The organism is Zavarzinia sp., assembly GCF_049306435.1.
Taxonomy (GTDB): domain Bacteria; phylum Pseudomonadota; class Alphaproteobacteria; order Zavarziniales; family Zavarziniaceae; genus Zavarzinia.
This window is the reverse complement of the sequence record NZ_JBAQRT010000146.1, coordinates 1-21,858: the sequence shown is the minus strand read 5'-3', so window position 1 is coordinate 21,858 and position 21,858 is coordinate 1. Positions and strand designations below refer to the sequence as shown.

24 protein-coding genes and 1 pseudogene are annotated in these 21,858 nt (G+C 66.3%); 15 read left to right on the top strand and 10 right to left on the bottom strand.

Annotated features, from left to right (window positions below):
- The first annotated feature begins 35 nt into the window (after positions 1-35).
- Positions 36-971: a ribose-phosphate pyrophosphokinase gene (locus tag WAZ62_RS07940; protein ID WP_422642980.1), complete on the top strand. Its 936-nt coding sequence runs from the start codon at positions 36-38 to the stop codon at positions 969-971.
- A gap of 60 nt (positions 972-1,031) precedes the next feature.
- Here the strand turns inward: WAZ62_RS07940 and WAZ62_RS07935 are convergent, their stop codons facing one another.
- Positions 1,032-2,351 carry an MFS transporter gene (locus tag WAZ62_RS07935; RefSeq protein ID WP_422642979.1) on the bottom strand — a complete coding sequence of 440 codons (1,320 nt, stop codon included), beginning with the start codon at positions 2,349-2,351 and terminating at the stop codon, positions 1,032-1,034.
- A 168-nt stretch (positions 2,352-2,519) separates the two neighbouring features.
- On the opposite strand from WAZ62_RS07935, the gene WAZ62_RS07930 reads away from it, so the two are divergent.
- The 8 genes from WAZ62_RS07930 (at position 2,520) to WAZ62_RS07895 (ending at position 8,371) form a co-directional block, all read left to right on the top strand.
- On the top strand, positions 2,520-2,966 hold the full coding sequence (locus WAZ62_RS07930) for a MarR family winged helix-turn-helix transcriptional regulator (RefSeq protein ID WP_422642978.1): 447 nt from the start codon (positions 2,520-2,522) through the stop codon (positions 2,964-2,966).
- Complete coding sequence (locus WAZ62_RS07925) at positions 2,963-4,141, top strand: multidrug effflux MFS transporter (RefSeq protein WP_422642977.1); 1,179 nt, start codon at positions 2,963-2,965, stop codon at positions 4,139-4,141. The genes WAZ62_RS07930 and WAZ62_RS07925 overlap by 4 nt, the downstream gene beginning before the upstream one ends.
- Before the next feature lie 101 nt (positions 4,142-4,242).
- On the top strand, positions 4,243-4,869 hold the full coding sequence (locus WAZ62_RS07920; protein WP_422642976.1) for a 50S ribosomal protein L25/general stress protein Ctc: 627 nt from the start codon (positions 4,243-4,245) through the stop codon (positions 4,867-4,869).
- Positions 4,870-4,950: 81 nt separating this feature from the next.
- The gene (pth, locus tag WAZ62_RS07915) at positions 4,951-5,568 is read left to right on the top strand and encodes an aminoacyl-tRNA hydrolase (RefSeq protein ID WP_422642975.1); all 618 of its coding nucleotides are present in this window, start codon (positions 4,951-4,953) and stop codon (positions 5,566-5,568) included.
- Position 5,569: 1 nt separating this feature from the next.
- Positions 5,570-6,670, top strand: coding sequence for a redox-regulated ATPase YchF (ychF, locus tag WAZ62_RS07910; protein ID WP_422642974.1), 1,101 nt, complete (start codon positions 5,570-5,572; stop codon positions 6,668-6,670).
- Positions 6,671-6,756: 86 nt separating this feature from the next.
- Positions 6,757-7,221: a MaoC family dehydratase gene (locus WAZ62_RS07905; RefSeq protein ID WP_422642973.1), complete on the top strand. Its 465-nt coding sequence runs from the start codon at positions 6,757-6,759 to the stop codon at positions 7,219-7,221.
- Positions 7,218-7,688 (top strand): MaoC family dehydratase, encoded by a 471-nt coding sequence (locus WAZ62_RS07900; protein ID WP_422642972.1) that lies wholly within the window; start codon positions 7,218-7,220, stop codon positions 7,686-7,688. Before WAZ62_RS07905 ends, WAZ62_RS07900 begins: the two co-directional genes overlap by 4 nt.
- A complete protein-coding gene (locus WAZ62_RS07895) occupies positions 7,685-8,371 on the top strand; it encodes a dienelactone hydrolase family protein (RefSeq protein ID WP_422642971.1) in 687 nt (228 codons plus the stop codon). The genes WAZ62_RS07900 and WAZ62_RS07895 overlap by 4 nt, the downstream gene beginning before the upstream one ends.
- Positions 8,372-8,380: 9 nt before the next feature.
- Here the strand turns inward: WAZ62_RS07895 and WAZ62_RS07890 are convergent, their stop codons facing one another.
- From WAZ62_RS07890 to petA, 6 genes are all read right to left on the bottom strand, one after another.
- Positions 8,381-9,358, bottom strand: coding sequence for a M48 family metallopeptidase (locus tag WAZ62_RS07890; RefSeq protein ID WP_422642970.1), 978 nt, complete (start codon positions 9,356-9,358; stop codon positions 8,381-8,383).
- Between the two features lie 10 nt (positions 9,359-9,368).
- A complete protein-coding gene (locus tag WAZ62_RS07885; RefSeq protein ID WP_422642969.1) occupies positions 9,369-9,920 on the bottom strand; it encodes a LemA family protein in 552 nt (183 codons plus the stop codon).
- 11 nt (positions 9,921-9,931) lie between these two features.
- Positions 9,932-10,804 (bottom strand): S-methyl-5'-thioadenosine phosphorylase, encoded by an 873-nt coding sequence (locus WAZ62_RS07880; protein ID WP_422642968.1) that lies wholly within the window; start codon positions 10,802-10,804, stop codon positions 9,932-9,934.
- Positions 10,805-10,901: 97 nt separating this feature from the next.
- Positions 10,902-11,666, bottom strand: coding sequence for a cytochrome c1 (locus tag WAZ62_RS07875; protein WP_422642967.1), 765 nt, complete (start codon positions 11,664-11,666; stop codon positions 10,902-10,904).
- 16 nt (positions 11,667-11,682) lie between these two features.
- Positions 11,683-12,915: a cytochrome b gene (locus WAZ62_RS07870; RefSeq protein WP_422642966.1), complete on the bottom strand. Its 1,233-nt coding sequence runs from the start codon at positions 12,913-12,915 to the stop codon at positions 11,683-11,685.
- 11 nt (positions 12,916-12,926) lie between these two features.
- Positions 12,927-13,475 carry a ubiquinol-cytochrome c reductase iron-sulfur subunit gene (gene petA, locus WAZ62_RS07865; protein WP_422642965.1) on the bottom strand — a complete coding sequence of 183 codons (549 nt, stop codon included), beginning with the start codon at positions 13,473-13,475 and terminating at the stop codon, positions 12,927-12,929.
- A 154-nt stretch (positions 13,476-13,629) separates the two neighbouring features.
- Here petA and WAZ62_RS07860 point away from each other — a divergent pair, with 154 nt between their 5' ends.
- Both WAZ62_RS07860 and hemF read left to right on the top strand, forming a co-directional pair.
- Entirely contained in the window at positions 13,630-14,088 is a 459-nt protein-coding gene (locus WAZ62_RS07860) for a tRNA (cytidine(34)-2'-O)-methyltransferase (protein ID WP_422642992.1), read from the top strand.
- A gap of 11 nt (positions 14,089-14,099) precedes the next feature.
- Positions 14,100-14,942, top strand: a complete 843-nt coding sequence (gene hemF, locus WAZ62_RS07855; RefSeq protein ID WP_422642964.1) for an oxygen-dependent coproporphyrinogen oxidase — start codon at positions 14,100-14,102, stop codon at positions 14,940-14,942.
- A gap of 18 nt (positions 14,943-14,960) precedes the next feature.
- Here the strand turns inward: hemF and WAZ62_RS07850 are convergent, their stop codons facing one another.
- The gene (locus WAZ62_RS07850) at positions 14,961-15,443 is read right to left on the bottom strand and encodes a chemotaxis protein CheW (protein ID WP_422642963.1); all 483 of its coding nucleotides are present in this window, start codon (positions 15,441-15,443) and stop codon (positions 14,961-14,963) included.
- A gap of 58 nt (positions 15,444-15,501) precedes the next feature.
- Positions 15,502-15,843, bottom strand: coding sequence for a hypothetical protein (locus tag WAZ62_RS07845; protein ID WP_422642962.1), 342 nt, complete (start codon positions 15,841-15,843; stop codon positions 15,502-15,504).
- Positions 15,844-15,961: 118 nt separating this feature from the next.
- On the opposite strand from WAZ62_RS07845, the pseudogene WAZ62_RS07840 reads away from it, so the two are divergent.
- From WAZ62_RS07840 to grxD, 3 genes and pseudogenes are all read left to right on the top strand, one after another.
- Positions 15,962-16,837, top strand: a pseudogene (locus WAZ62_RS07840) (YihY/virulence factor BrkB family protein); the annotation flags it as partial.
- A 120-nt stretch (positions 16,838-16,957) separates the two neighbouring features.
- Positions 16,958-18,376 carry a homospermidine synthase gene (locus WAZ62_RS07835; protein WP_422642991.1) on the top strand — a complete coding sequence of 473 codons (1,419 nt, stop codon included), beginning with the start codon at positions 16,958-16,960 and terminating at the stop codon, positions 18,374-18,376.
- A 115-nt stretch (positions 18,377-18,491) separates the two neighbouring features.
- Complete coding sequence (gene grxD, locus WAZ62_RS07830) at positions 18,492-18,830, top strand: Grx4 family monothiol glutaredoxin (protein WP_422642961.1); 339 nt, start codon at positions 18,492-18,494, stop codon at positions 18,828-18,830.
- Between the two features lie 50 nt (positions 18,831-18,880).
- Here the strand turns inward: grxD and WAZ62_RS07825 are convergent, their stop codons facing one another.
- A complete protein-coding gene (locus tag WAZ62_RS07825) occupies positions 18,881-19,621 on the bottom strand; it encodes a PhoH family protein (protein ID WP_422642960.1) in 741 nt (246 codons plus the stop codon).
- A 270-nt stretch (positions 19,622-19,891) separates the two neighbouring features.
- Here WAZ62_RS07825 and WAZ62_RS07820 point away from each other — a divergent pair.
- Positions 19,892-21,858, top strand: a 1,967-nt coding sequence (locus WAZ62_RS07820; protein ID WP_422642959.1) for a penicillin acylase family protein, incomplete at its 3' end; no start/stop codon positions are given.

Sequence of the window (21,858 nt, the reverse complement as noted above, 5' to 3'; positions counted from 1 at the left end):
ATCCATTCCCCATGGATCAACGAGCGGGTTCGATCATGAAAGTGCTGGCCGGCAACAGTAACCGACCGCTGGCAGAGGCGATCGCCGCCTACCTGAATCTGCCGATGACCAAGGCCAGCGTCCGGCGCTTCTCCGATCAGGAGATTTTCGTCGAGATTCAGGAAAACGTGCGCGGCCAGGATGTCTTCGTCATCCAGTCGACGTCCTATCCGACCAACGACAATCTGATGGAACTGCTGGTCTGCATCGATGCGCTGCGCCGTGCCTCGGCCAAGCGGATCACGGCCGTCGTGCCCTACTTCGGCTATGCCCGGCAGGACCGGAAACCCGGCCCCCGCACGCCGATCTCGGCCAAGCTGGTGGCCAATCTGATCACCACCGCCGGGGCCAACCGGGTGCTGACCCTCGACCTCCACGCCGGTCAGATTCAGGGCTTCTTCGATATCCCGACCGACAATCTCTTCGCGGCGCCGGCCTTCGTGAACGACATCAAGGAACAATACGGCACCGAGGAACGGTTGATGATCGTGTCGCCCGACGTCGGCGGCGTGGTCCGCGCCCGGGCGATCGCCAAGCGCATCGACGCCGATCTCGCCATCGTCGACAAGCGGCGCGAGAGGGCCGGCGAGTCGGAAGTGATGAACATCATCGGCGACGTCGCCGGCCGCCGCTGCATCCTGGTCGACGATATCGTCGACTCGGCCGGCACCCTGTGCAACGCGGCCGGCGCGCTGCGGGCCAAGGGCGCCAAGGCGGTTTCCGCCTATGTCAGTCATGGCGTCTTGTCGGGCGGCGCCGTCGCCCGCGTCTCGGCCTCGCAGCTCGAATCGCTGGTGATCTCGGATTCGATCCAGGCGACGGAGGCGGTGCGCCTGTGCCGCAACATCCGCCGCGTCTCGATCGCCCCCCTGATCGCCGAAGCCATGCGCCGCATCAACGACGAAACCTCGGTCTCCAGCCTGTTCGACTGAACGGGAACCGGATCCACGAAAAAGGGGCCGTCTCGCGGCCCCTTTTTTTATGGGGCGCCCCTATTCGGCCGCTTCCGCCAGAGCCGCCGGCCGGGGGGCGTGGCCCCGCGCCGTTCCATACACGACGGCCGCGACGCCGATCACCGTGACGGCGGCGACGTAATGGGCCGGGGCCAGCGGATCGACCGCGACCAGCAGCGAGACGACGAGCGGGGTGAGCCCGCCCGAAATCGCATAGGCGACATTGTAGGAGAACGACAGGCCGGTGAAGCGGACCGCCGGCGGGAAGGCGCGGACCATGACGACGGGCACGACGCCGATGACACCGACGCAGAAACCGGCCATCGCATCGATCGGCAGCAACAGGGTGGGATCGGCCGCTGGCCCGAGGTACAGCGCATAGGCGGCCGCGATCAGCAGCACACCGCCGACGAGGGTGACGATGCGTGGACCGTGACGGTCGAGCAGCAGGCCGACGACAATGGCCGAGATGGTCAGGGTCAGGGTCGCGGCGACATTGGCGATCAGCGTGTCCGTCGCCGGAATGCCGTGCAGCTTCTGCATCAGGCCCGGCGTCATCAGGATCAGGACGACGATGCCCGCCGTCAGCATCCAGGTCGCCAGCATCGAGACGATCACCGCCCGGCCGTGGTCGCGCAGCACGAGTTTCAGCGGCAGTTCGTCGGCCGTTTCCTTCAGTTTCCGCATTTCCTCGAACACCGGCGTCTCTTCGAGCCAGCGCCGCAGATACATGGCGATCAGGCCGAAGATGCCGCCGACGACGAAGGGAATGCGCCAGGCGTAGCCGATCACCTCGTCCGGCGTGAAGACGCTGTTGATCGCCGTCGCCATCAGGGAGCCGAGCAGGATGCCGCCGGTAAGGCCTCCGGTGAGCAGGCCGCAGGCGAAGCCGATATGGCGGGCCGGTACATGTTCCGAAACGAAAACCCAGGCCCCCGGCGCTTCGCCGCCGATGGCCGCGCCCTGCAACGCGCGCATCACGACGAGGAGCAGCGGCGCGGCATAGCCGATCGTTTCGTACGTCGGCATCAGGCCGATGATCAGCGTCGGCATCGCCATCAGGAAGACCGACAGGGTGAACATGCGCTTCCGCCCGACCAGATCGCCGAAATGCGCCATGACGATGCCGCCCAGCGGCCGGGCCAGATAGCCGGCGGCGAAAATGCCCCAGGTCTGCACCTGCGACAGCCAGTCCGGCATCGAGGCCGGAAAGAAGACATGGCCGATCGCCGCGGTGAAAAAGACATAGATGATGAAATCGTAGAATTCGAGCGCACCGCCAAGCGACGCGAGGGCCAGGGTCTTGGCGTCGCGGCCGGTCAACCGGTGCGCGCCGGGGCTTGCGGAACGTGCGGACATGTCGGGTGCTCTCGGATTCTCGTGCTGATTTGCGAGGGCAGACGCAATCCCACAAAAGCCGGCGCCGCACCACCGCCGCCGCGTCATCGGTGCCCTGCGGATCCGTCACGCCTGGACCGGATACAGATCAATTATTGATATGTCATCTATCCAAGGACCCGGCGAACCATGCCCGAGACCCCAGACCCGCGCCCCGGCTTCGGCGCCCTCCTCGGCCAGACCGCAAGGTCATGGCGCCGCGCGGTCGACCGGGGCCTGCAGCCCTTCGGCCTGACCGAGGCGACCTGGCTGCCCCTCGTCCATCTGGCCCGCACGCCCGAGCCGATGCGCCAGAAGCAGATCGCCGCCGTGCTGAACCTCGACGGCTCGGCCGTGGTGCGCCTGCTCGACACGCTGCAGGCCGCCGGCCTGATCGAGCGCCGGGAGGACAGCGACCGCAGGGCGAAGGCGATCACCCTGACCCCCGCCGGCCAGCGCATCGCCGACAAGGCGGAGGCCACCGCCCGGCAGGTCCGGGAAGGCGCCCTCGCCGGTCTGTCGGATGAGGATCTGGCGACCGCCGCCCGCGTGCTGGGCCAGATCTGCGCCACGCTGCGGCAAGGGGCCGAGCCTTGAGCCCGGACGCACCCCGGCGCGCGCCGCTGTGGCTCCTCGCCCTGCTGACCTTCAGCGGCACGCTGGCGATGCATATCTTCGTGCCGGCCCTGCCCCGCGCCGGTGCCGATCTGGGCGCCCCGCCCGCGACCATGCAGCTGAGCATCAGCCTCTATATCCTCGGCCTTGCCTTTGGCCAGCTGGTCTACGGCCCGCTGGCGGACCGTTTCGGTCGCCGGCCGGTGCTGATGGCGGGACTTGTCCTCTACACGCTGGCGGGCTTCGCCGCCGCGCTGGCGCCCGATGCCGGGGCGCTGATCGCGGCGCGACTCTTTCAGGCGCTGGGCGGCTGCGCCGGACTGGTGCTGGGCCGCGCCATCGTGCGCGACCTGTCGACCGGCGGCGATGCCGCGAGGCGCATGGCGCTGATGAACCTGATGGTGGTGATCGGCCCCGGCGTCGCCCCCCTGATCGGCGGCGCCCTGTCCGAGGGTATCGGCTGGCGCGCCATCCTGTGGTCGCTGTGCGGCCTTGGCCTCGCCAATCTCCTGCTGACCTGGCGCCTGCTGCCCGAGCCGCCGCGAGCGGCGCCGGGCGATGTCGCGCAGGTCCTGCGCAACTACCTCGGCCTTCTGCGCTCCCCGGCCTTCCTGGGCTATGCCGTTGGCGGCGCCTGCGCCACCACCTCGATGTATGCCTATGTCGCCGCCGCGCCCTATATCTATACCGACGAACTGGGCCGGCCGCCGTTTGAGGTCGGCATCTATCTCGCCCTGCTGATCCTCGGCATCTGGACCGGCAGCATCCTCGCGAGCTGGCTGGCCAGCCGCGTGGCGCCCCGCCGGATGCTGAGCTTCGGCAACGGCCTCAGCCTGCTCGCCGCCGCCCTGCTGCTGGGCCTCGTGCTGGCCGGCCAGATCACCGTGCCGCTGCTGGTCGGATTGATGTTCTGCTTCACCTTCGGCATGGGCGTCGCCTCCCCCGCCGCCATGACCCAGGCGATCAGCGTCGATCCCCGCGCCGTCGCCTCCGCTTCCGGGCTTTATGGTTTCGTACAGATGGCCATCGGTGCGCTATGCTCCGTTCTCGCCGGTGTGGGGGCCAGTCCGGTGCTGGCCGCCGCGCTGGTCCTGACGGTGGCCGGAATCGTGGCGCAGGCGTCGTTTCGCCTCGCGGATCGCGCGGGACGGCCCTGATCCTCGCGTTTCAAATTGCGCCGACCGGCCATTTGCGCTATCAACCCGCGTTCATCGACGCCCGCACCCCTGGAGGCGGGCGTTTACTATTGGAGATACAGATGCGCAAGATCGCTACTCTCGCCGTCGAGGCGCGCGACCGGGCTGGTAAGGGGTCCGCCCGGGCCGCCCGTCGCGCCGGTCGAGTCCCCGCCGTGATCTACGGCAACAAGGAAGCCGCCGAAGTCGTTTCGGTCGAGGCGAAGTACCTGGACCGCGAACTCGCCTCGGGCAAGTTCCTGTCGACGGTCTTCGACCTGACCATCGACGGCCGCACCGAGCGCGTTCTGCCGCGCGACGTGCAGTTCCACCCCGTCACCGACCGCGCCCTGCATGTCGATTTCATGCGGATCGCCAAGGACGGCATGATCACCGTCGAAGTGCCGGTGGTCTGCGTCGATCAGATCGCCAGCCCGGGCATCAAGAAGGGCGGCGTTCTCAACATCGTCCGTCATGTCGTCGAGCTGAAGGCCCCCGCCGACGCGGTGCCGGAACAGCTGACCGTGTCCCTCGCCGGCCTCGATATCGGCGATTCGGTGCACATCAGCGCCGTCGCCCTGCCGGAAGGCGTCATCCCGACGATCGCCCACCGCAACTTCACGGTCGTGACCATCGCCCCGCCGACCGGTGGTCCGGAAGTTCCGGCCGCCGCCGCCGAGGCAGCGCCCGCGAAAAAGGGCAAGAAGTAATCAGTCCCGTAACCCGCCGGTCTTCGGGCCGGCGGGTCGCCCCCCTCTTCCGGGGCACGGTATCCAGGGAGACAGGCGCCGATGATCGTCCTCGTCGGTCTCGGCAATCCCGGCACCCCATATGCCGGCAATCGCCACAACATCGGTTTCATGGCGCTGGACGCGATCCAGTCGCGCCACCGTTTCTCGCCGTGGAAGCGCGCCTTCCAGGGTGAAGTCGCGGAAGGCAAGTTCGGTGCCGGCGGCGACAAGATCCTGCTGCTGAAGCCCATGACCTTCATGAACGAAAGCGGCCGCTCGGTCGGCGAGGCCGCGCGTTTCTACAAGATCGGCTCGGCCGATCTGATCGTCTTCCACGACGAACTCGACGTCGCGGCCGGGCGCATCAAGGTGAAGAAGGGCGGCGGGCACGCCGGGCATAACGGCCTGCGCTCGATCGACGCCCATCTCGATCCCGAATACCGCAGGGTCCGCCTCGGCATCGGCCATCCGGGCGACAAGGCGCAGGTAACGCGCCACGTCCTCGGCGATTTCGCGAAAGCCGACCGGGTCTGGCTCGAGCCCCTGCTCGACGCCGTCGCCGACGCGGCCCCGCTCCTCGTCGAAGGCAATGACGCCGCGTTCCAGACCAGGGTTGCGCTGTTGACGGCGCCGCCGAAGCCGGCCAAACAACCGCCGGCCAAACCATCAGGAGAGTGACATGGGTTTCAAATGCGGCATCGTCGGCCTTCCCAACGTCGGCAAGTCGACCCTGTTCAACGCCCTGACGGAAACAGCGGCCGCCGCGGCGGCCAATTACCCCTTCTGCACGATCGAGCCCAATGTCGGCCTGGTGCCGGTGCCGGATCCCCGCCTCGACACGATCGCCAGGATCGGCGGCTCGGCCCAGATCATTCCGACCCAGATCACCTTCGTCGACATCGCCGGCCTCGTTCGCGGCGCGTCCAAGGGTGAAGGCCTCGGCAACCAGTTCCTGTCGCATATCCGCGAGGTTGACGCGGTCTGCCATGTCCTGCGCTGCTTCGAGGATGGCGACATCACCCATGTCGAAGGCCGCGTCGATCCGATCGCCGATGCCGAGATCATCGAAACCGAGCTGATGCTGGCCGACCTCGAGAGCCTCGAGAAGCGCGTGCCGGCCCTGCAGAAGAAGTCGAAGGGCGGCGCCGACGAGGAGACCAAGGTCCGCCTCGCGCTGATGGAACGCGCCCTCCTCGTCCTCCGCGAAGGCAAGCCCGCCCGCGTGGTCGAGGTCTCGGCCGACGAGAAGGCGATCTTCCAGACCCTCGACCTGATCACGGCGAAGCCCGTGCTTTACGTCTGCAATGTCGAGGAAGCCTCGGCCGCCACCGGCAACCGCTTCACCGCCCTCGTCGCCGACAAGGCCAAGGCGGAAGGCGCGGCCTATGTGGTGATTTCCGCCGCGATCGAGGCGGAAGTCGCCCAGCTCGATGCCGAGGAGCGCAGCGTGTTCCTGTCGGATCTCGGGCTCGAGGAAACCGGCCTGTCGCGTCTCATTCGCGCCGGCTACGCCCTGCTGGGCCTCATCACCTATTTCACCGTGGGGCCCAAGGAAGCGCGAGCCTGGACCATCGTGAAGGGCACCAAGGGACCGGGCGCCGCCGGTGTCATCCATTCCGATTTCGAGCGCGGCTTCATCCGCGCCGAAACCATGGCCTATGACGACTATGTGAAGTTCAACGGCGAATCCGGCTGCAAGGACGCCGGGCGCCTGCGCCTGGAAGGCAAGGATTACACCGTCGCCGATGGTGACATCCTGCATTTCCGCTTCAACGCCTGACGCAACGTCGCGGGCGGGGCACGAGCATTGCACCCGCCCGCCCCGCCGACTAAAGTCCCGCCCGTGGGTTTGGGCAGGGTGAGCTTATGGCGGATTTCCTCCACTTCGAGGATTTCGAGGTCGGGTCCAGCACGGTTTATGGCGAGAAACTCGTCACCGAGGCGGAAATCATCGCCTTTGGCCGCGAGTTCGACCCCCAGCCGATTCATGTCGATCCGGTTGCCGCCGCCGAATCATCCTTCGGCGGGCTGATCGCCTCCGGGCTCCATTCCTGTTCCATGATGATGCGCCTGATGTGCGACGGCTACATGCTGCGCTCCGCCTCGCGCGGCTCGCCCGGGGTGGACGAGGTGCGTTATCTCGCCCCCGTGCGGCCGGGCGATGTCCTGCGGGTGCGCGTCACCGTGCTGGAAACCCGGCGTTCCGCCTCGCGGCCGGAAATGGGCATCGTCTCGGCCCGGCACGAATTGCTGAACCAGCGGGACGAAGTCGTCCTGCTGATGACCAGCAAGGTGATGATGGGCAGCCGCGACGCGGGAGCTGCCGCATGAGCGCCCTCGGCCGCCGCGACTGGCTGGAAGATTTCACCGTCGGCGCCAAGGAAAAGGCCGGCACGATCGCCTTCAGCGAAGACGAGATCATCGCCTTCGCCCGCGCTTTCGACCCGCAGAGTTTCCATGTCGACCCCGAGGCGGCCCGTATGTCGCCCTACGGCGGGCTGATCGCGTCCGGCTGGCATACGATGTCCAAGCTCATGAAGGTGGTCTCCGGCGGGGCGGTCGCCGCTGGCGGCGCCGGCTTCATCGCTTCGCCCGGTTTCGAGGACCTGCGCTGGCTGCGGCCGGTGCGCCCGGGCGACGTGCTCGATGTCTGGATCGAGACGCTTTCGGTCACGCCTTCGGCCAGCAAGCCAGGCCAAGGCCTGATCATCCAGCACTTCACGGCCGTCGACGCCGCGGGCCGCGTGGTCTGCAGCGTGATGGGCAAGGTTTTCTTCAAGCGGCGGGGGACGGCATGAGCGGTGAATGGGTCGAGCTCGTCGCAAGCGACGGCCACAGGTTCCAGGCCTATCATGTGAAGCCCGAGAGCGAGGAAGCCCCGCGCGGCGGCATCGTCGTCGCCATGGAAATCTTCGGCGTCAACGGCCATATCCAGGCCGTCGCGGACGGTTTCGCCGCCGAAGGCTACGAAGTCATCGCGCCGCAGCTCTACGATCGGGCGGAACCGGCCATCGACCTGCCCTATGACGCCGAGGGCATCGCCCGGGGCCGCGCCCTTCGCGAACAGGTGGGCTGGGAAGGCCCGATGCTGGATGTCGGCGCCTGCGTCACCCATCTGCGCCAGGGCGAGGCCAAGATGCCGGTTGGCATCGTCGGTTATTGCTATGGCGGGGCGATCGCCTGGCTGGCGGCGGCGCGGGTGCCCAATCTCGGCTGCGCGGTCGGCTATTACGGCACGGCCATCCTCAATTTCATGAACGCGACGCCCAAGTGCCCGACCATGCTGCATTTCGGCTCCAAGGATCAGACGATCCCCGAGGACAAGATCGAGGCCCTGGCGGAAAAGCATCCGGAAGTCGCCATCCACGTCTATGACGCGGACCACGGCTTCAATTCCGACCGAAGGGCGAATTACGACGAGGCGGCCGCCAGGCTGGCGCGGGAGCGGACCCTCGATTTCCTCGCCGCGCATCTGCGCTAGGGCGCGACCTCAGCCGAGATCGCGCAGCCGGGCGATACGGTCCGCCAGGGCGGGATGGGTCGCCATCAGCGCGCCCGCCGTCGCCGAGAAATCGCGGAACGGGTTGACGATGAAAAGATGCTGGATGGCCCGGTTCGCCCTATCATAGGGCACCGTGGAATTGCCCAGCTTCTCCAGCGCCGAGATCAGCGCCAGCGGGTTGCGCGTCAGCCGGGCGCTGGTCGCGTCGGCGAGATATTCCCGCTGGCGGGAAATCGCCATCTGCACCAGTTTCGCCGCCAAAGGCGCGATGATCGCCGCGACGATCAGCAGGATCACCAGGACGATCTGCAGGCCATTGCCCTTGTCGTTGCCGCGGGCGCGCCCCATGCGGCCGAAGCGGCCAAGCCGCAGGATGCCGTCGGACAGCAGCACGATCAGCCCGACGAAAACGCCGACCGCCGTGCCATAGCGAACGTCGAGATTGAGCACATGGCCCATCTCGTGACCGATGACCGCCTGCAACTCCTCGCGGCTCAAACTGTTCAGCAGGCCGCGCGTGACGGCGACGGCGACATGGTCGCGGCTCATGCCGGTGGCGAAGGCATTGAGGGCCTCGGTCTCCATGATGGCGACCCGGGGCTTGGGCACGCCGGCGGCGATGGCCATTTCCTCGACCACATTATGCAGCTGGGGCGCCGCCGCCGCGTCGACCTCCCGTGCCCCCGCGAGAGCGAGAACGATCCTGTCGCCCGCCTTCATGGTGATCAGCGTCCAGATCAGACTGATCGCGATCATGATCAGGGCGAAGGCCAGGCCAAGGCCCGAGGCCGCCGGGTTGAAGCGAGGATCGCCCTCCGCCGATTCGACGGTCGCGCCCAGCAGATAGGCGAGCACGGCGCCGATCGCGATCATCACGGCGATCAGAATCACCGTGTTGCGGCGGTTGCGACGGGCCGCCGCCTCGAAATCGGTCGAGACGAGACCGCCCCTGCCCTCCCCGGTCACGGCGGTCACCTCAGCGCAGCGAAACCTTGATCGGGGCGGTTTCCGCCGCCGGCACCTCGAAATATTCATGCGGACCGAAGCCGCCGAGGCGTCCGACGACATTCGACGGGAACTGTTCGATCCGGTTGTTCTGCGCCATCACGCTGTCGTTGTAGTGCTGGCGGGCAAAGGCGATCTTGTTCTCGGTCGAGGTCAGCTCTTCCATCAGGCTGCGGACATTCTCGTTCGCCTTCAGCTCGGGATAAGACTCGGCGAGGGCGAAGAACCTGCCCAGCGCGCCCGCGAGCTGCGCCTCGGCCGGGCCGGAAGCGGCCGGCGTATGGGCGTTCATCGCGGTATTGCGCGCGGCGATCACCTGTTTCAGCGTTTCCTGCTCGTAGCCCATGTAATCCTTGGCGACTTCGACAAGGTTGGGAATGAGGTCGTAGCGACGCTTCAGCTGGACATCGATCTGCTTCCAGCCGTTGCCGACCTGGTTGCGGCCGGCGACGAGGCCGTTGTAGGTCGCGACCGCATAGACGGCCAGCGCGACGACGAGACCAAGGACGATCCAACCGAACATCTTCTTCTCCTTCAGCCGAGAACCCGGCCGGCGATGGCGTCGAGCCGGGCGACCAGCACGGGATCCCGCGCCGGCGGCGGCGTGATCAGCGCATGTTCCAGCGCCCTGTCGCAGCCGTGCGGGCAGACATGGGGCCGTTTCGCGGCCAGCAGGGGCGCCATGCCCTTGACCAGCGCGCGGGCGGCCTGGGCGTTGCGGTGCATGACCTCGACGATCGCGTCGACCTCGACCGCGCCATGTTGCTCGTGCCAGCAGTCGAAGTCTGTGACCATGGCCACGCTGGCGTAGCAAATCTCGGCTTCGCGGGCGAGTTTCGCCTCGGGCATGTTGGTCATGCCGATGACGTCGCAGCCCCATGAGCGGTAAAGATTCGATTCGGCCCTTGTCGAGAATTGCGGCCCTTCCATCGCCAGATAGGTGCCCCCCCTGTGCAGCGTCACCTCGGCGAAATCGCCCGCTTCCTCGACGAGATCGCCGAGCCGGGCGCAGACCGGATCTGCGACCGAGACATGGGCGACGAGCCCATGACCGAAGAAACTCTTCTCCCGGGCGAAGGTGCGGTCGATGAATTGATCGACGATGACGAAAGTGCCGGGCGGCAGGCCTTCCCGGAACGAGCCGCAGGCGGACATCGACAGGATGTCGGTGACGCCGAGGCGCTTCAACGCGTCGATATTGGCCCGGTAGTTGATGTCGGTCGGCGACAGGCGGTGCCCGGCGCCATGACGCGGCAGGAAGGCGATGTCGATCCCGCCGAGCCGGCCGACGGTGATGGCGTCCGATGGCGCGCCAAAGGGCGATTGAACATGAACTGCCCGGCGATCCTCGATCCCCTCGATGTCATAGAGACCGCTGCCCCCGATCACGCCCAGCATCGCCATCATGTCGTCCTTGCCCGAATATGCGCACCAAAGAAAAAGGGGAGGCTTTCGCCTCCCCTCATCATCGCCCAAGACTGGGGCAGATCAATGGTCCTGAACCTCAGTGACCCTGAACCTTCCGGCGCACCTTGCGATAGGTGAGGAAGGTGAAGATGGTCAGCAGGCCGAGGAAGCCCATGACCTTGACGCCAGCGCGCTTGCGATCTTCCAGCTTGGGCTCGGCGGCCCACATCAGGAAGGTCGAGACGTCGCGCGACATCTGCTCGAGGCTCGCCTTGGTGCCGTCGGCATAGGTCACCTGATCGTCGCTCAGCGGCTTCGGCATGCCGATGGCATTGCCCGGGAAGACGGCATTGTATTCCTTGCCTTCCGGCAGGACGAAGCCGGCCGGCGCCTCGTGGTAACCGGTCAGGAGCGCGTGGATGTAATCCGGGCCACCGACGCGGGCCTTGCCCATCAGCGACAGATCGGGCGGCAGCGCGCCGCCATTGGCCGCGCGGGCCGCCAGCTCATTCGGGAAAGGCGAATGGAAGCGGTCGGAGGGCTTGGCCTTCGCGGTCGTCGGATCGCCGACTTCGTCGAGGGCGGGCACTTCATACTGGGCCGCCAGCGCCTTCACCTCGGCTTCCGAGAAGCCGATGTCCTGAAGGTTGCGATACGACAGATATTTCATCGAGTGACAGGAGGCGCAAACCTCCTTGTACACCTGATAGCCACGCTGGAGCGCGGCGCGATCGAAGGTGCCGAAGGCGCCGTTGAAGCTCCAGTCGAGCTTCTCCATGTGGGCGCCTTCAGACGCCTGGGCGACGCCGGCGCCGAGGCCGAGAGCGAGCAGCGCCGCGGCGCCGATCTTGAACGGGGACATGGTCATCTCCTCTCCCTCACGCCTTGGCCGCATCGCCGAGCACCGCTTTCGCGATGGATTCGGGGACAGGCAGCGGCTTCTCGAACCACGAGATCAGCGGCACGATGACGAGGAAGTGCGCGAAATAATAGACCGAGGCGATACGGCCGACGAGGATCCAGATCCCTTCCGCCGGCATGGCGCCGACGTAGCCGAGGAGGATGCCGTCGAGCACGAAGAGCCAGAAGGCCTGCTTGTAGATCGGACGGAACTTCGCCGAACGGACCTTCGAGAAGTCGAGATACGGCATGAAGAACAGGATCACGATCGCGCCGCCCATGGCGAGCACGCCGCCCAGTTTGTCGGGCACGGCGCGCAGGATCGCGTAGAACGGCAGGAAATACCATTCGGGGACGATATGCGCCGGCGTCACCATCGGGTTGGCTTCGATGTAGTTGTCCGGATGGCCGAGGGCGTTCGGATTGAAGAACACCCAATAGGCGAAGAACATCAGGAACACGCTGAGACCGAAGGCATCCTTCGCCGTGTAATACGGGTGGAAGGGCACCGTGTCCTGGTCGCCCTTGATCTCGATGCCGAGCGGGTTGCTCGACTTCGTGGTGTGCAGCGCCCAGAGGTGCAGGAACACCACGGCGCAGATCACGAAGGGCAGCAGGTAATGCAGCGAGAAGAAGCGGTTCAGGGTCGCGTTGTCGACCGAGAAGCCCCCCCACAGCCAGGTCACGATGTCGCCGCCGACGAGCGGCAGGGCACCGAACAGGTTGGTGATCACGGTGGCGCCCCAGAAGGACATCTGACCCCAGGGCAGCACGTAACCCATGAAGCCCGTGGCCATCATGAGGAGGAAGATCACGATGCCGAGCCACCACAGCAGCTCGCGCGGGGCCTTGTAGGAGCCGTAATAGAGACCACGGAGGATGTGGATATACACGACGACGAAGAACATCGAGGCGCCGTTGGCATGGGCATAGCGCATCAGCCAGCCGTAGTTCACGTCGCGCATGATGTGTTCGACCGAGGCGAAGGCCATGGTGACATGCGGCGTGTAATGCATGACCAGGATGATGCCGGTCACGATCTGGGCGACCAGCATGAAGCCGGCCAGGGAACCGAAGTTCCACCAGTAGTTGAGGTTACGCGGGGCCGGATAGGAGACCAGCGCGCCATCGATCGTGGAAATGATCGGAAGCCGGGCTTCGATCCACTTGATGACTTTGCTGTTGGTCTGGAACGGGGTCGACGAGCTCATGAATGTTGCCCTCAGCCGATCTTGATCTTGGTGTCGGACAGGAACTGGTATTCGGGAATAGGCAGGTTCAGCGGCGCGGGCCCCCTGCGGATGCGGCCCGAGCTGTCGTAGTGCGAGCCATGGCAGGGGCAGAACCAGCCGTCATAATCGCCCTGCTGACCGAGCGGAATGCAGCCGAGATGGGTGCAGACGCCGACCATCACGAGCCACTGCTTCTTGCCCGCCTTGACCCGGGCATCGTCGGTCTCCGGATCGCGCAGCTCGGCCAGCGGAACCTCTTCCGCTTCCTTGATTTCCTTTTCCGTGCGGTGACGCACGAAGACCGGCTTGCCGCGCCACTGCACGGTGATGCCCTGACCTTCGGCGATCTTGGAAAGGTCGACTTCGGTCGACGACAGCGCGAGCACGTCGGCCGCCGGGTTCATCTGGTCGATCAGCGGCCAGACGGTCGCGCCGACGGCAACGGCGCCAAGGCCGACGGTTGCAACGTAAAGGAAGTCGCGCCGGGTTGCCTGGCCCGACCCATGTGCATCATGGCCGGCTGAGCTGGACGTCGCCATACAAAGACCCTCTGGAAGGTATGAGAAATCTGCCCTCTTAGTGGCATCCAAAATCTTGATTGTCCAGCACCCCGCGACTTGTGACACGATGCCGCACGGGCTTTTCCGCCTTGGCGGCGGCCCCCAGATAGCGGGACCTTGCGCCGGGACCATGATGCGCCTTGCCCTCTATTGCCCCGATATCCCGCAGAACGCCGGGACCATGATCAGGCTCTGCGCCTGTCTTGGTCTCGGCGTCGATGTGATCGAGCCCTGCGGCTTCACCTTTTCGGATGCGTCACTGCGCCGCGCCGGCATGGACTATCTCGCGCGGGCCGCGATTCGGCGCCATGACGACTTCGCCGCCTTCGAGACGGCGCGGGCCGCGGCCGGCGGACGGCTTGTCCTGCTAACCACCTCGGGCGATGTCCCGCCCCACAGCTTCGCCTTCCACCCCGACGATGTGATCATGGTCGGGCGGGAAAGCGCCGGCGTGCCGCCCGAGGTCCAGGCCCTGGCCGACGCCCGCCTCCGCCTCCCCATGGTGGGGGCCGCGCGCAGCTTGAATGTGGCCGTCTCTGCCGCCATGGTCCTGCACGAAGCCCTGCGCCAGACCGATCAATTCCCCGGATAGAAGACACGTTCATGACCGACGCGCTGAAGACCCGTGCCGCCGCCTGGTTCCAGGATCTGCGTGACCGCATCTGCGCCGCCTTCGAGGCGCTGGAAGACGCCCATGCCGGCCCCCACGCCGCCCGGGCGCCCGGGCGATTCGAGCGCCAGCCCTGGGACCGGCCGGGTGGTGGTGGTGGTGTCATGTCGGTGATGCGCGGCCGCGTGTTCGAAAAGGTCGGCGTCAATATCTCGACCGTGACCGGCACCTTCAGCCCGGAGTTCGCGAAGAACATTCCGGGCGCGGCCGAGGACGGGCGTTTCTGGGCCAGCGGCATCAGCCTCGTGGCTCATCCCTGCTCCCCCCTCGTGCCGGCCGCCCATATGAACACGCGGCGGATCGAGACGACCAGGGGCTGGTTCGGCGGCGGCGGCGATCTGACCCCGACCTTTCCCGTCGACGAGGACACGACCGCCTTCCACGGCGCTTTCAAATCCGCCTGTGACCGTTTCGACGCCAGCTATTACCCGCGCTTCAAGACCTGGTGCGACGAGTATTTCTTCCTGCCGCACCGGGGCGAGGCGCGGGGTGTCGGCGGCATCTTCTACGATCAGCTGGACAGCGGCGACGCCGAGACGGATTTCGCCTTCACCCGGGCGGTCGGGGAGGCCTTTCTCGACAGCTACCCGAAACTGGTGGCCCGCCACATGGACAAGCCCTGGACGGCGGAACAGCGCGAGGCCCAATTGGTGAAGCGCGGCCGCTATGTCGAGTTCAACCTGCTCTACGACCGGGGCACCACCTTCGGCCTGAAGACGGGCGGCAACACGGAAGCGATCCTGATGTCGCTGCCGCCCGAGGTGAAATGGCCCTGAGGGGCGAATGCCGAAGGATCAGACGCCGATCGCCATGATGCGGTCGACCTTGAGGACGACCAGCAGGCCCTGATCGAGGCGGAACACGCCGTCGGCGAGATGACGCCAGCGGCTGTCGAGGGTCGGCGGATTAGCTTCGAACTGGGCATTGTCCAGTTCGATCACCTCGCCCACCGCGTCGACGAGAAGGGTGAAGGTCTCGCCCCGATGACTGACGGTGACGCCGACCCGCTTGCGGTCGCCGGTCAGCGGCGGCACCCGCAGCACTTCCCGCATGTCGATCGCCGTGACGATCTTGCCGCGCAGGTTGATGAGACCCGCGACTTCGGTCGGGGACAGGGGAACGCGGGTCACCTTTTCCGGCACCACGATATCGTGAACGTCGAGGATGGGCAGGCCGAACTGCTGACCGGCGACCGTCATGGTCACGAATTGCCGGCGTTCGCCCTGCGGCGCGCCCCGCTGTGCCTTGTCCCGTTCCTGAATTGCTGCCTCGGCCATGGTCCGTCCTCTGCGATCTTTGGCGAGTCTGACTCTCTTGCGGTTAACAGGGCGCTAATCAGCGAAGGCCGAGCAGGCGGCGCCACCACGACCGGCGCCGCGGCTGGGACGGCGCCCGCGTCTCCGCGGTGCGCGCCGCGATATCCACGCGCAAGGCGGACTGCGCCGCCGTGCCGCGGACCCGGGGCGCCTGCCATTCCCACAACGTGACCGACGAAAACAGTTTGGTTTCGGGATCGAAGCGCTCGATCGTGACCTTCACCGCCGCATGGCCGGATTTCATCCGCTCGCCGAGGGCCAGGGCATCCTCGCGATTGTCCATCACGTCGACCACATTCCAGCGACCGGCGCGCTCCACCAGAATTTCGTATACCAGCTTTCGCTCGGACAAATCGGTCATGGTCTGGCCCTGTCCTCCAGGTACTCGCAACGCCGCGCCGGACATGACGCACCCGCACTCATGATGCGCAAGGAAATCTTGACCATTGGTTACCCGCCCCGGCATTAGTTGTCGGATTATGGCTGATCCAGCGTTCGAGGCCCGCAAGTCGACTGTTTCTCCACCGCCTGCCCGTTCCGGGTTGCTGCTTCGTCTCGCCTTTTCGCCCTTCCGCGCCTTCTACCGGGCGATCCTCCGCGCCAGCCGCGAGGATTCGACCCACCTCGCGGCCTATCTCGCCTTCACCGGCCTTCTCGCGCTGTTCCCGTTCCTGATCGCCCTCGCCGCCCTTGCCGGCAAGCTGGGCACGGCCGCCTCTGCCACCCAGGCGGTACAGGCCCTGTTCACCTTCCTGCCCGAGGATGTCGCCAAGACCCTGGCCCCCGCGGTGCGGCAGGTGCTGTCGTCGGGCGGCAAGACCAATCTTCTGACCATTGGCCTCCTCGTCACGCTCTATTCCGCCGCCAACGGCATCGCCGCGCTTCGTGTCGCCCTCAACCGGGTGTATGGCGCGGTCGAGCACCGCAATTTCGTTCTGGTGAACCTGATCCACCTCGCTTTCGTGCTGCTCGGCGCGGTCGCGGTGATCGGGGTTTCCTTCGCCGTCATCCTGGGTCCGCAGCTCTGGGACTGGCTGGTCAAGCCCTATGCCCCGAAATCCTGGAGCCGTTCGCTGTGGGACATCACCCGCTATGGCACCGGCACGCTGCTGGTCTTCGGCGCCCTCGTCTTCATGCACTGGTCGCTGCCGGCCCGGCGCCTGAAAATCCACCTGGTGCTGCCCGGGGCGATGCTGACAACCGCCGGCTGGATCATATCTGCCAGTCTGTTTTCGTTGTTCCTGCGCAACCTTGGAAACTATAATGTCACATACGGAAGCCTCGGCTCCGTGGTAGTGGTACTGGTATTCTTCTACGCCAGCGCCGCTCTTCTTCTGATCGGTGCCCATTTCAACGTGGCACTTTTCAGGATCGAACCTTCAGCCCCCCCGCACCGCCAACCAAACCTTGCATTGGGTGCCATAACCGAGCTTAGCCGACGTGCTTTACGCTCGATCTTCAGGAGTACGATGACCATGAACCGCCAGACCAAGCATACGGCTTTCGCCGGACGGCTCGTGATTATCGGTTTCGGCTCGATCGGCCAGGGTGTGCTGCCGCTCATCCTGCGTCATATCGACATCGCTGCGGACCGCATCACCATCATCACCGCCGAGGAAAAAGGCGCGTCCGTCGCCGCCGAATTCGGCGTCACCTTCATGCAGGAGCCGCTCACCCGCGAAAACTTCCGCGAGCTTCTGACCCCCATGGTGGCGGAGGGCGATTTCCTGCTGAACCTGTCGGTCGATGTCTCCTCCCTCGCCCTGATCGAATTCGCGCAAGAACGCGGCGCGCTCTATCTCGACACCTGCATCGAGCCCTGGGCCGGCGGCTATACCGACACGTCGCTCAGCGCGTCCGCCCGCTCGAACTACGGCCTGCGCGAGGCGGCGCTGGCGCTGAAGGCGAAATTTCCGGAAGGGCCGACCGCCGTCATCACCCATGGCGCCAACCCGGGCCATGTCAGCCATCTGGTGAAACAGGGCCTGCTCGACATCGCCGCCGCCACCGGCGAGAAAGTCGCGCCGCCGACCAGCCGCGAAGGCTGGGCGAAGCTGGCGCAAAAACTCGGCGTCAAGGTCATCCATGTCGCCGAGCGTGACAGCCAGAAGGCCAATATCCCGAAGGCCATCGGCGAATTCGTCAATACCTGGTCGGTCGATGGTTTCGTCGGCGAAGGTTGCCAGCCGGCCGAACTCGGCTGGGGCACCCACGAGCGGCATTTCCCCGCCGATGGTGCCCGCCACGATTTCGGCGCGGGCGCGGCGATCTATCTGAAGCGGCCCGGCGCCTCGGTCCGCATCCGCACCTGGACACCGATGGAAGGTCCCTTCCACGGCTTCCTGATCACCCATTCCGAGGCGATCTCCCTCGCCGACTATCTGACCGTCGAGGAGAACGGCGAGGTCGCCTATCGCCCGACCGCCCATTACGCCTATCACCCCAGCGACGACGCCGTGCTGTCGGTCCATGAACTGGCCGGCAAGAACTGGCAGATGCAGGAGCGCAAGCGCCTGATGATGGACGAGATCATCTCGGGCTACGACGAATTGGGTGTTCTGCTGGCCGGCCATGCCAAGGGCGCCTATTGGGTCGGCTCCCATCTCGATATCCATGCCGCGCGCGAACTCGCGCCCCACAACAGCGCGACCACGCTGCAGGTGACTTCCGCCGTGCTCGCCGGCATCGTCTGGGCGATGGAAAATCCGCGCCGCGGTATCGTCGAGCCCGAGGAGATGGACTACCAGCGCTGTCTCGATATCGCCGGTGTCTACTGGGGTCCCCGCGTCGGTGTCTTCACCGACTGGACCCCGCTCGACCACCGGGCGACCCTGTTCGAGGAGGATCTCGACGCCGGGGATCCGTGGCAGTTCAAGAACATCCGCGTTATCTGATACCGGGCCATGCCTCGCCCGCCGCGCTGGCTCCCTTGCGCGGCGGGTTCCGGCGCACTAGTTTTTCCTATCGACCCCGTTTCGTCCGCCCTGAGGCGGCGTCTGGAGCAGAGCCATGAGCGATGAAGTATCCGAGCGCATCCGCCGCGATATCGACGAGAATCCGGTCGTCCTCTACATGAAGGGCACGCCGATCTTCCCGCAGTGCGGTTTCTCCGCCGCGGTGGTGCAGGTGCTGGGCCGTATCGGCGTGAAGTTCAAGGGCTTCGACGTCCTGTCCGACCCCTCGCTGCGCGATGGTATCAAGCGTTTCTCGGACTGGCCGACGATTCCCCAGCTTTATGTGAAGGGTGAATTCATCGGCGGCTGCGACATCGTCCGCGAGATGTATCAGACCGGCGAGCTGCAGGCCCTGCTGGCCGAAAAAGGCATCGCCTTCAACGACGCCGCCTGAACAGGCGACTGCCGGGGCGGGTCACATCCCGCCCCGGTCTTCGCGTGCCGTCAGAGCACGCCCAGCATCGAAGCGACCAGCGGATGGCGCACGATGTCCCGGTCCGACAGACGGACCACGGCAATCCCCGACACGACTTCCAGCTTCTGCGCGATGACCGACAGACCCGACAGACCTTCGAGCAGGTCGCTCTGGTCCGGGTCGCCGGTCAGCACCATGGTCGAGTGCCAGCCGAGGCGGGTCAGCAGCATCTTGATCTGGGCATAGGTGCAGTTCTGCGCTTCGTCGATCACGACGAAGGCGCCGTTCAGCGTCCGCCCGCGCATGAAGGCCACCGGCGCGATCTCGATCGAGCCATTGGCGAGATAGGCCTTCAGCCGTTTCGCCCCCAGCCTCTCGTTCAGCGCGTCGTAGAGCGGCTGGAGGTAGGGCGCCAGCTTCTCGTGCATGTTGCCGGGCAGGAAGCCGAGACTCTCCCCCGCCTCGATCGCGGGGCGCGACAGGACGATGCGGTTGACCGCGCCACTCTCGAGCGCCTCGACCGCCTGGGCGATGGCGAGATAGGTCTTGCCCGTGCCCGCGGGACCAAGGGCGAGGGTCAGATTATGGCCCTGGATCGCCTCCATCAGGAGACGCTGGTTGTCACTCTGCGGCCTGACCTTGCGCACATAGCGCTGCTCGCGATCCTCCTCCTCCACCGGATCCCAGCCGGTAACCTCGTGAAACAAGGTGCGAACCTTGCTGTCGTGACCTTCGTTGTGGGACTTGAGACGGGCGGTTCTCTTGGTCATGCGACACTCCTCGGATCGGGATGGAGAGGAAGGCGATGTTCACCCCCGGGCGCGGCCGAAACGGCAACAAAAAAGCCGCCAGAAACGGGCGGCTTCAACACGCATGTCGACGTTGCGGCGACGCTGTGGAGAGGGGGAGAGATGTGGGGCGAAGGGGTCAGGACGGATTACCTTTTCACCTTGGAACACAACGCAACTATTATGCGCGGGGCTTTGGCTTTGTCCTCAACATTTTGCTGCGTCACACAAAAATAACACAAGGAAATGGGGATGACGGGGAAATTCAGCCGGATCCTGAAGTGGCTCGCGGTCGGCGCCACCGCCCTCGCCGGAACCGTTTCGGTTACGGCGCTTATCATGGCCCTGTGGCTCGTGCGGTCGGTGCCGCCGGCTGAAGGCGATACGGTCGTGGCGGGACTGGGCGCCCCTGTGGAGATTGTGCACGATTCGCACGGAATCCCCCATATTCTTTCAAGCAATCGCCACGACGCCTATTTCGCCCTCGGACGCCTGCACGCCGAGGAGCGGCTGTTCCAGATGGATCTGTTCCGCCGCTTCGGCCGGGGCCGGCTGGCGGAAGTGCTGGGCTCGCCCGCCGTCTCCTTCGATCTCTACGCCCGGACGATCGGCACCGCCCGCGCCGCCGAAGCCGATCTCGCGACCGCGAGCCCCGAGCTGCGCGCCGTGCTCGAGGCCTATGCCGCCGGGGTGAACAGCTGGATAAACGGCCGCGACCGTCCCCTGCCCCCGGAGTTCACCCTGCTGATGTATGAACCGGAGCCCTGGGCGCCGGCGGACAGCCTGCTGCTGGGCAAGCTGCTCGGCCTTCTGCTCACCAACAACTGGCAGACCGAAGCCTTGCGTGCCCGCCTCGCCGCCCGCCTCGACGGCGAGACGCTGGAAGCCCTGACCCCACCCAGCGGCGGCGGCCCGGCGCAAGATGGCGCCTCCACCCTCGATGATTTCGCGGCGGCGCCGGCCTTGCGCACGATCGCCGCCCTGACCGGCCTCGACCTGCCCGTGGTCGAGCCGCTGGGGGCCGGCGCCTCCAACGCCTGGGCGGTCGACGGCACGCGCTCGGCGAGCGGCAAGCCCATTCTGGCCAATGATCCGCATCTGGGCCTGATGGCGCCGGGCCTCTGGTATCTCGCGCATCTCTCGGCCCCGAACCTGACCCTGGTGGGCGCCACCCTGCCCGGCATTCCGATGATGCTGATGGGGCATAACGGCAGGATCGCCTGGGGCCAGACCACGGCGGGCGGCGACGGTGCCGATCTGTTCGTCGAGACCATCGATCCCGCCGATCCCGGCCGCTATCTGACGCCCGGCGGCCCCCTGCCCTTCGAGACCAGGGAAGAGGAGATCCATGTCCGCCTCGGCGGGACGCGCCGCGTCACCATCCGCTCGACCCGCCACGGCCCGGTGATCTCGGATCTTTCGGCCGGCGACCTGCCGCGGGCCGAAGGCAGGGTGATCACCCTCGCCCATGTCGCCCTGCTGCCCGGGGACCGCACGGCGGAAGCCCTGCTGCGCTTCGCCGACGCGCGAAACGCCGATGATTTCATCGCCGCGGCCCATCTGTTTCACAGCCCGCAGCAGAACCTGACCTTCGCCGATAGCGAGGGCGCCATCGGCACGGTTGCGGCCGGACGGTTGCCCATTCGCCGGGGCGGCGACGGCCGCCTGCCAGCCGACGGGGCGAGCGGCGCCGGCGACTGGACCGGCTTCATTCCCTTCGAGGGCCTGCCCCAGGTGCTGCGCCCGGGCAGCGGCATGGTGCTGAACGCCAATAACGCCGTCAACGGCCCCGACTATCCCTATATGGTCGGCAAGGATTACGACGTGCCTTACCGCGCGGAGCGTGTCGCCGCCCTGCTGGCGGCAAGGCCGCGCGGCTATACGCTGGATGATGCCGCCGCCGGCCAGGCCGACACCTTCTCTCCCTTCTCCGCCGAATTCATCCCCGCCCTTGTCGCCCTGCATGGCCCGGGCGACGGGCCGGTGAAACAGGCGCTCGACATCCTGAAGGCCTGGGACTTCCACATGGCCAAGGACGAGCCGGCACCGCTGATCGCCATGGCCTGGGCCCGGCACCTGAACCGCCATCTCTTCGCCAGCCGCCTCGGCCCCGATTACGATCGCTGGGCAGGGCTTCGTCCGATCCAGCTGCGGGCGGCCCTGTCCGGCGCCGCGCCCTGGTGCGACGACCCGGCGACCGAGACCGCCGAGGCCTGCCC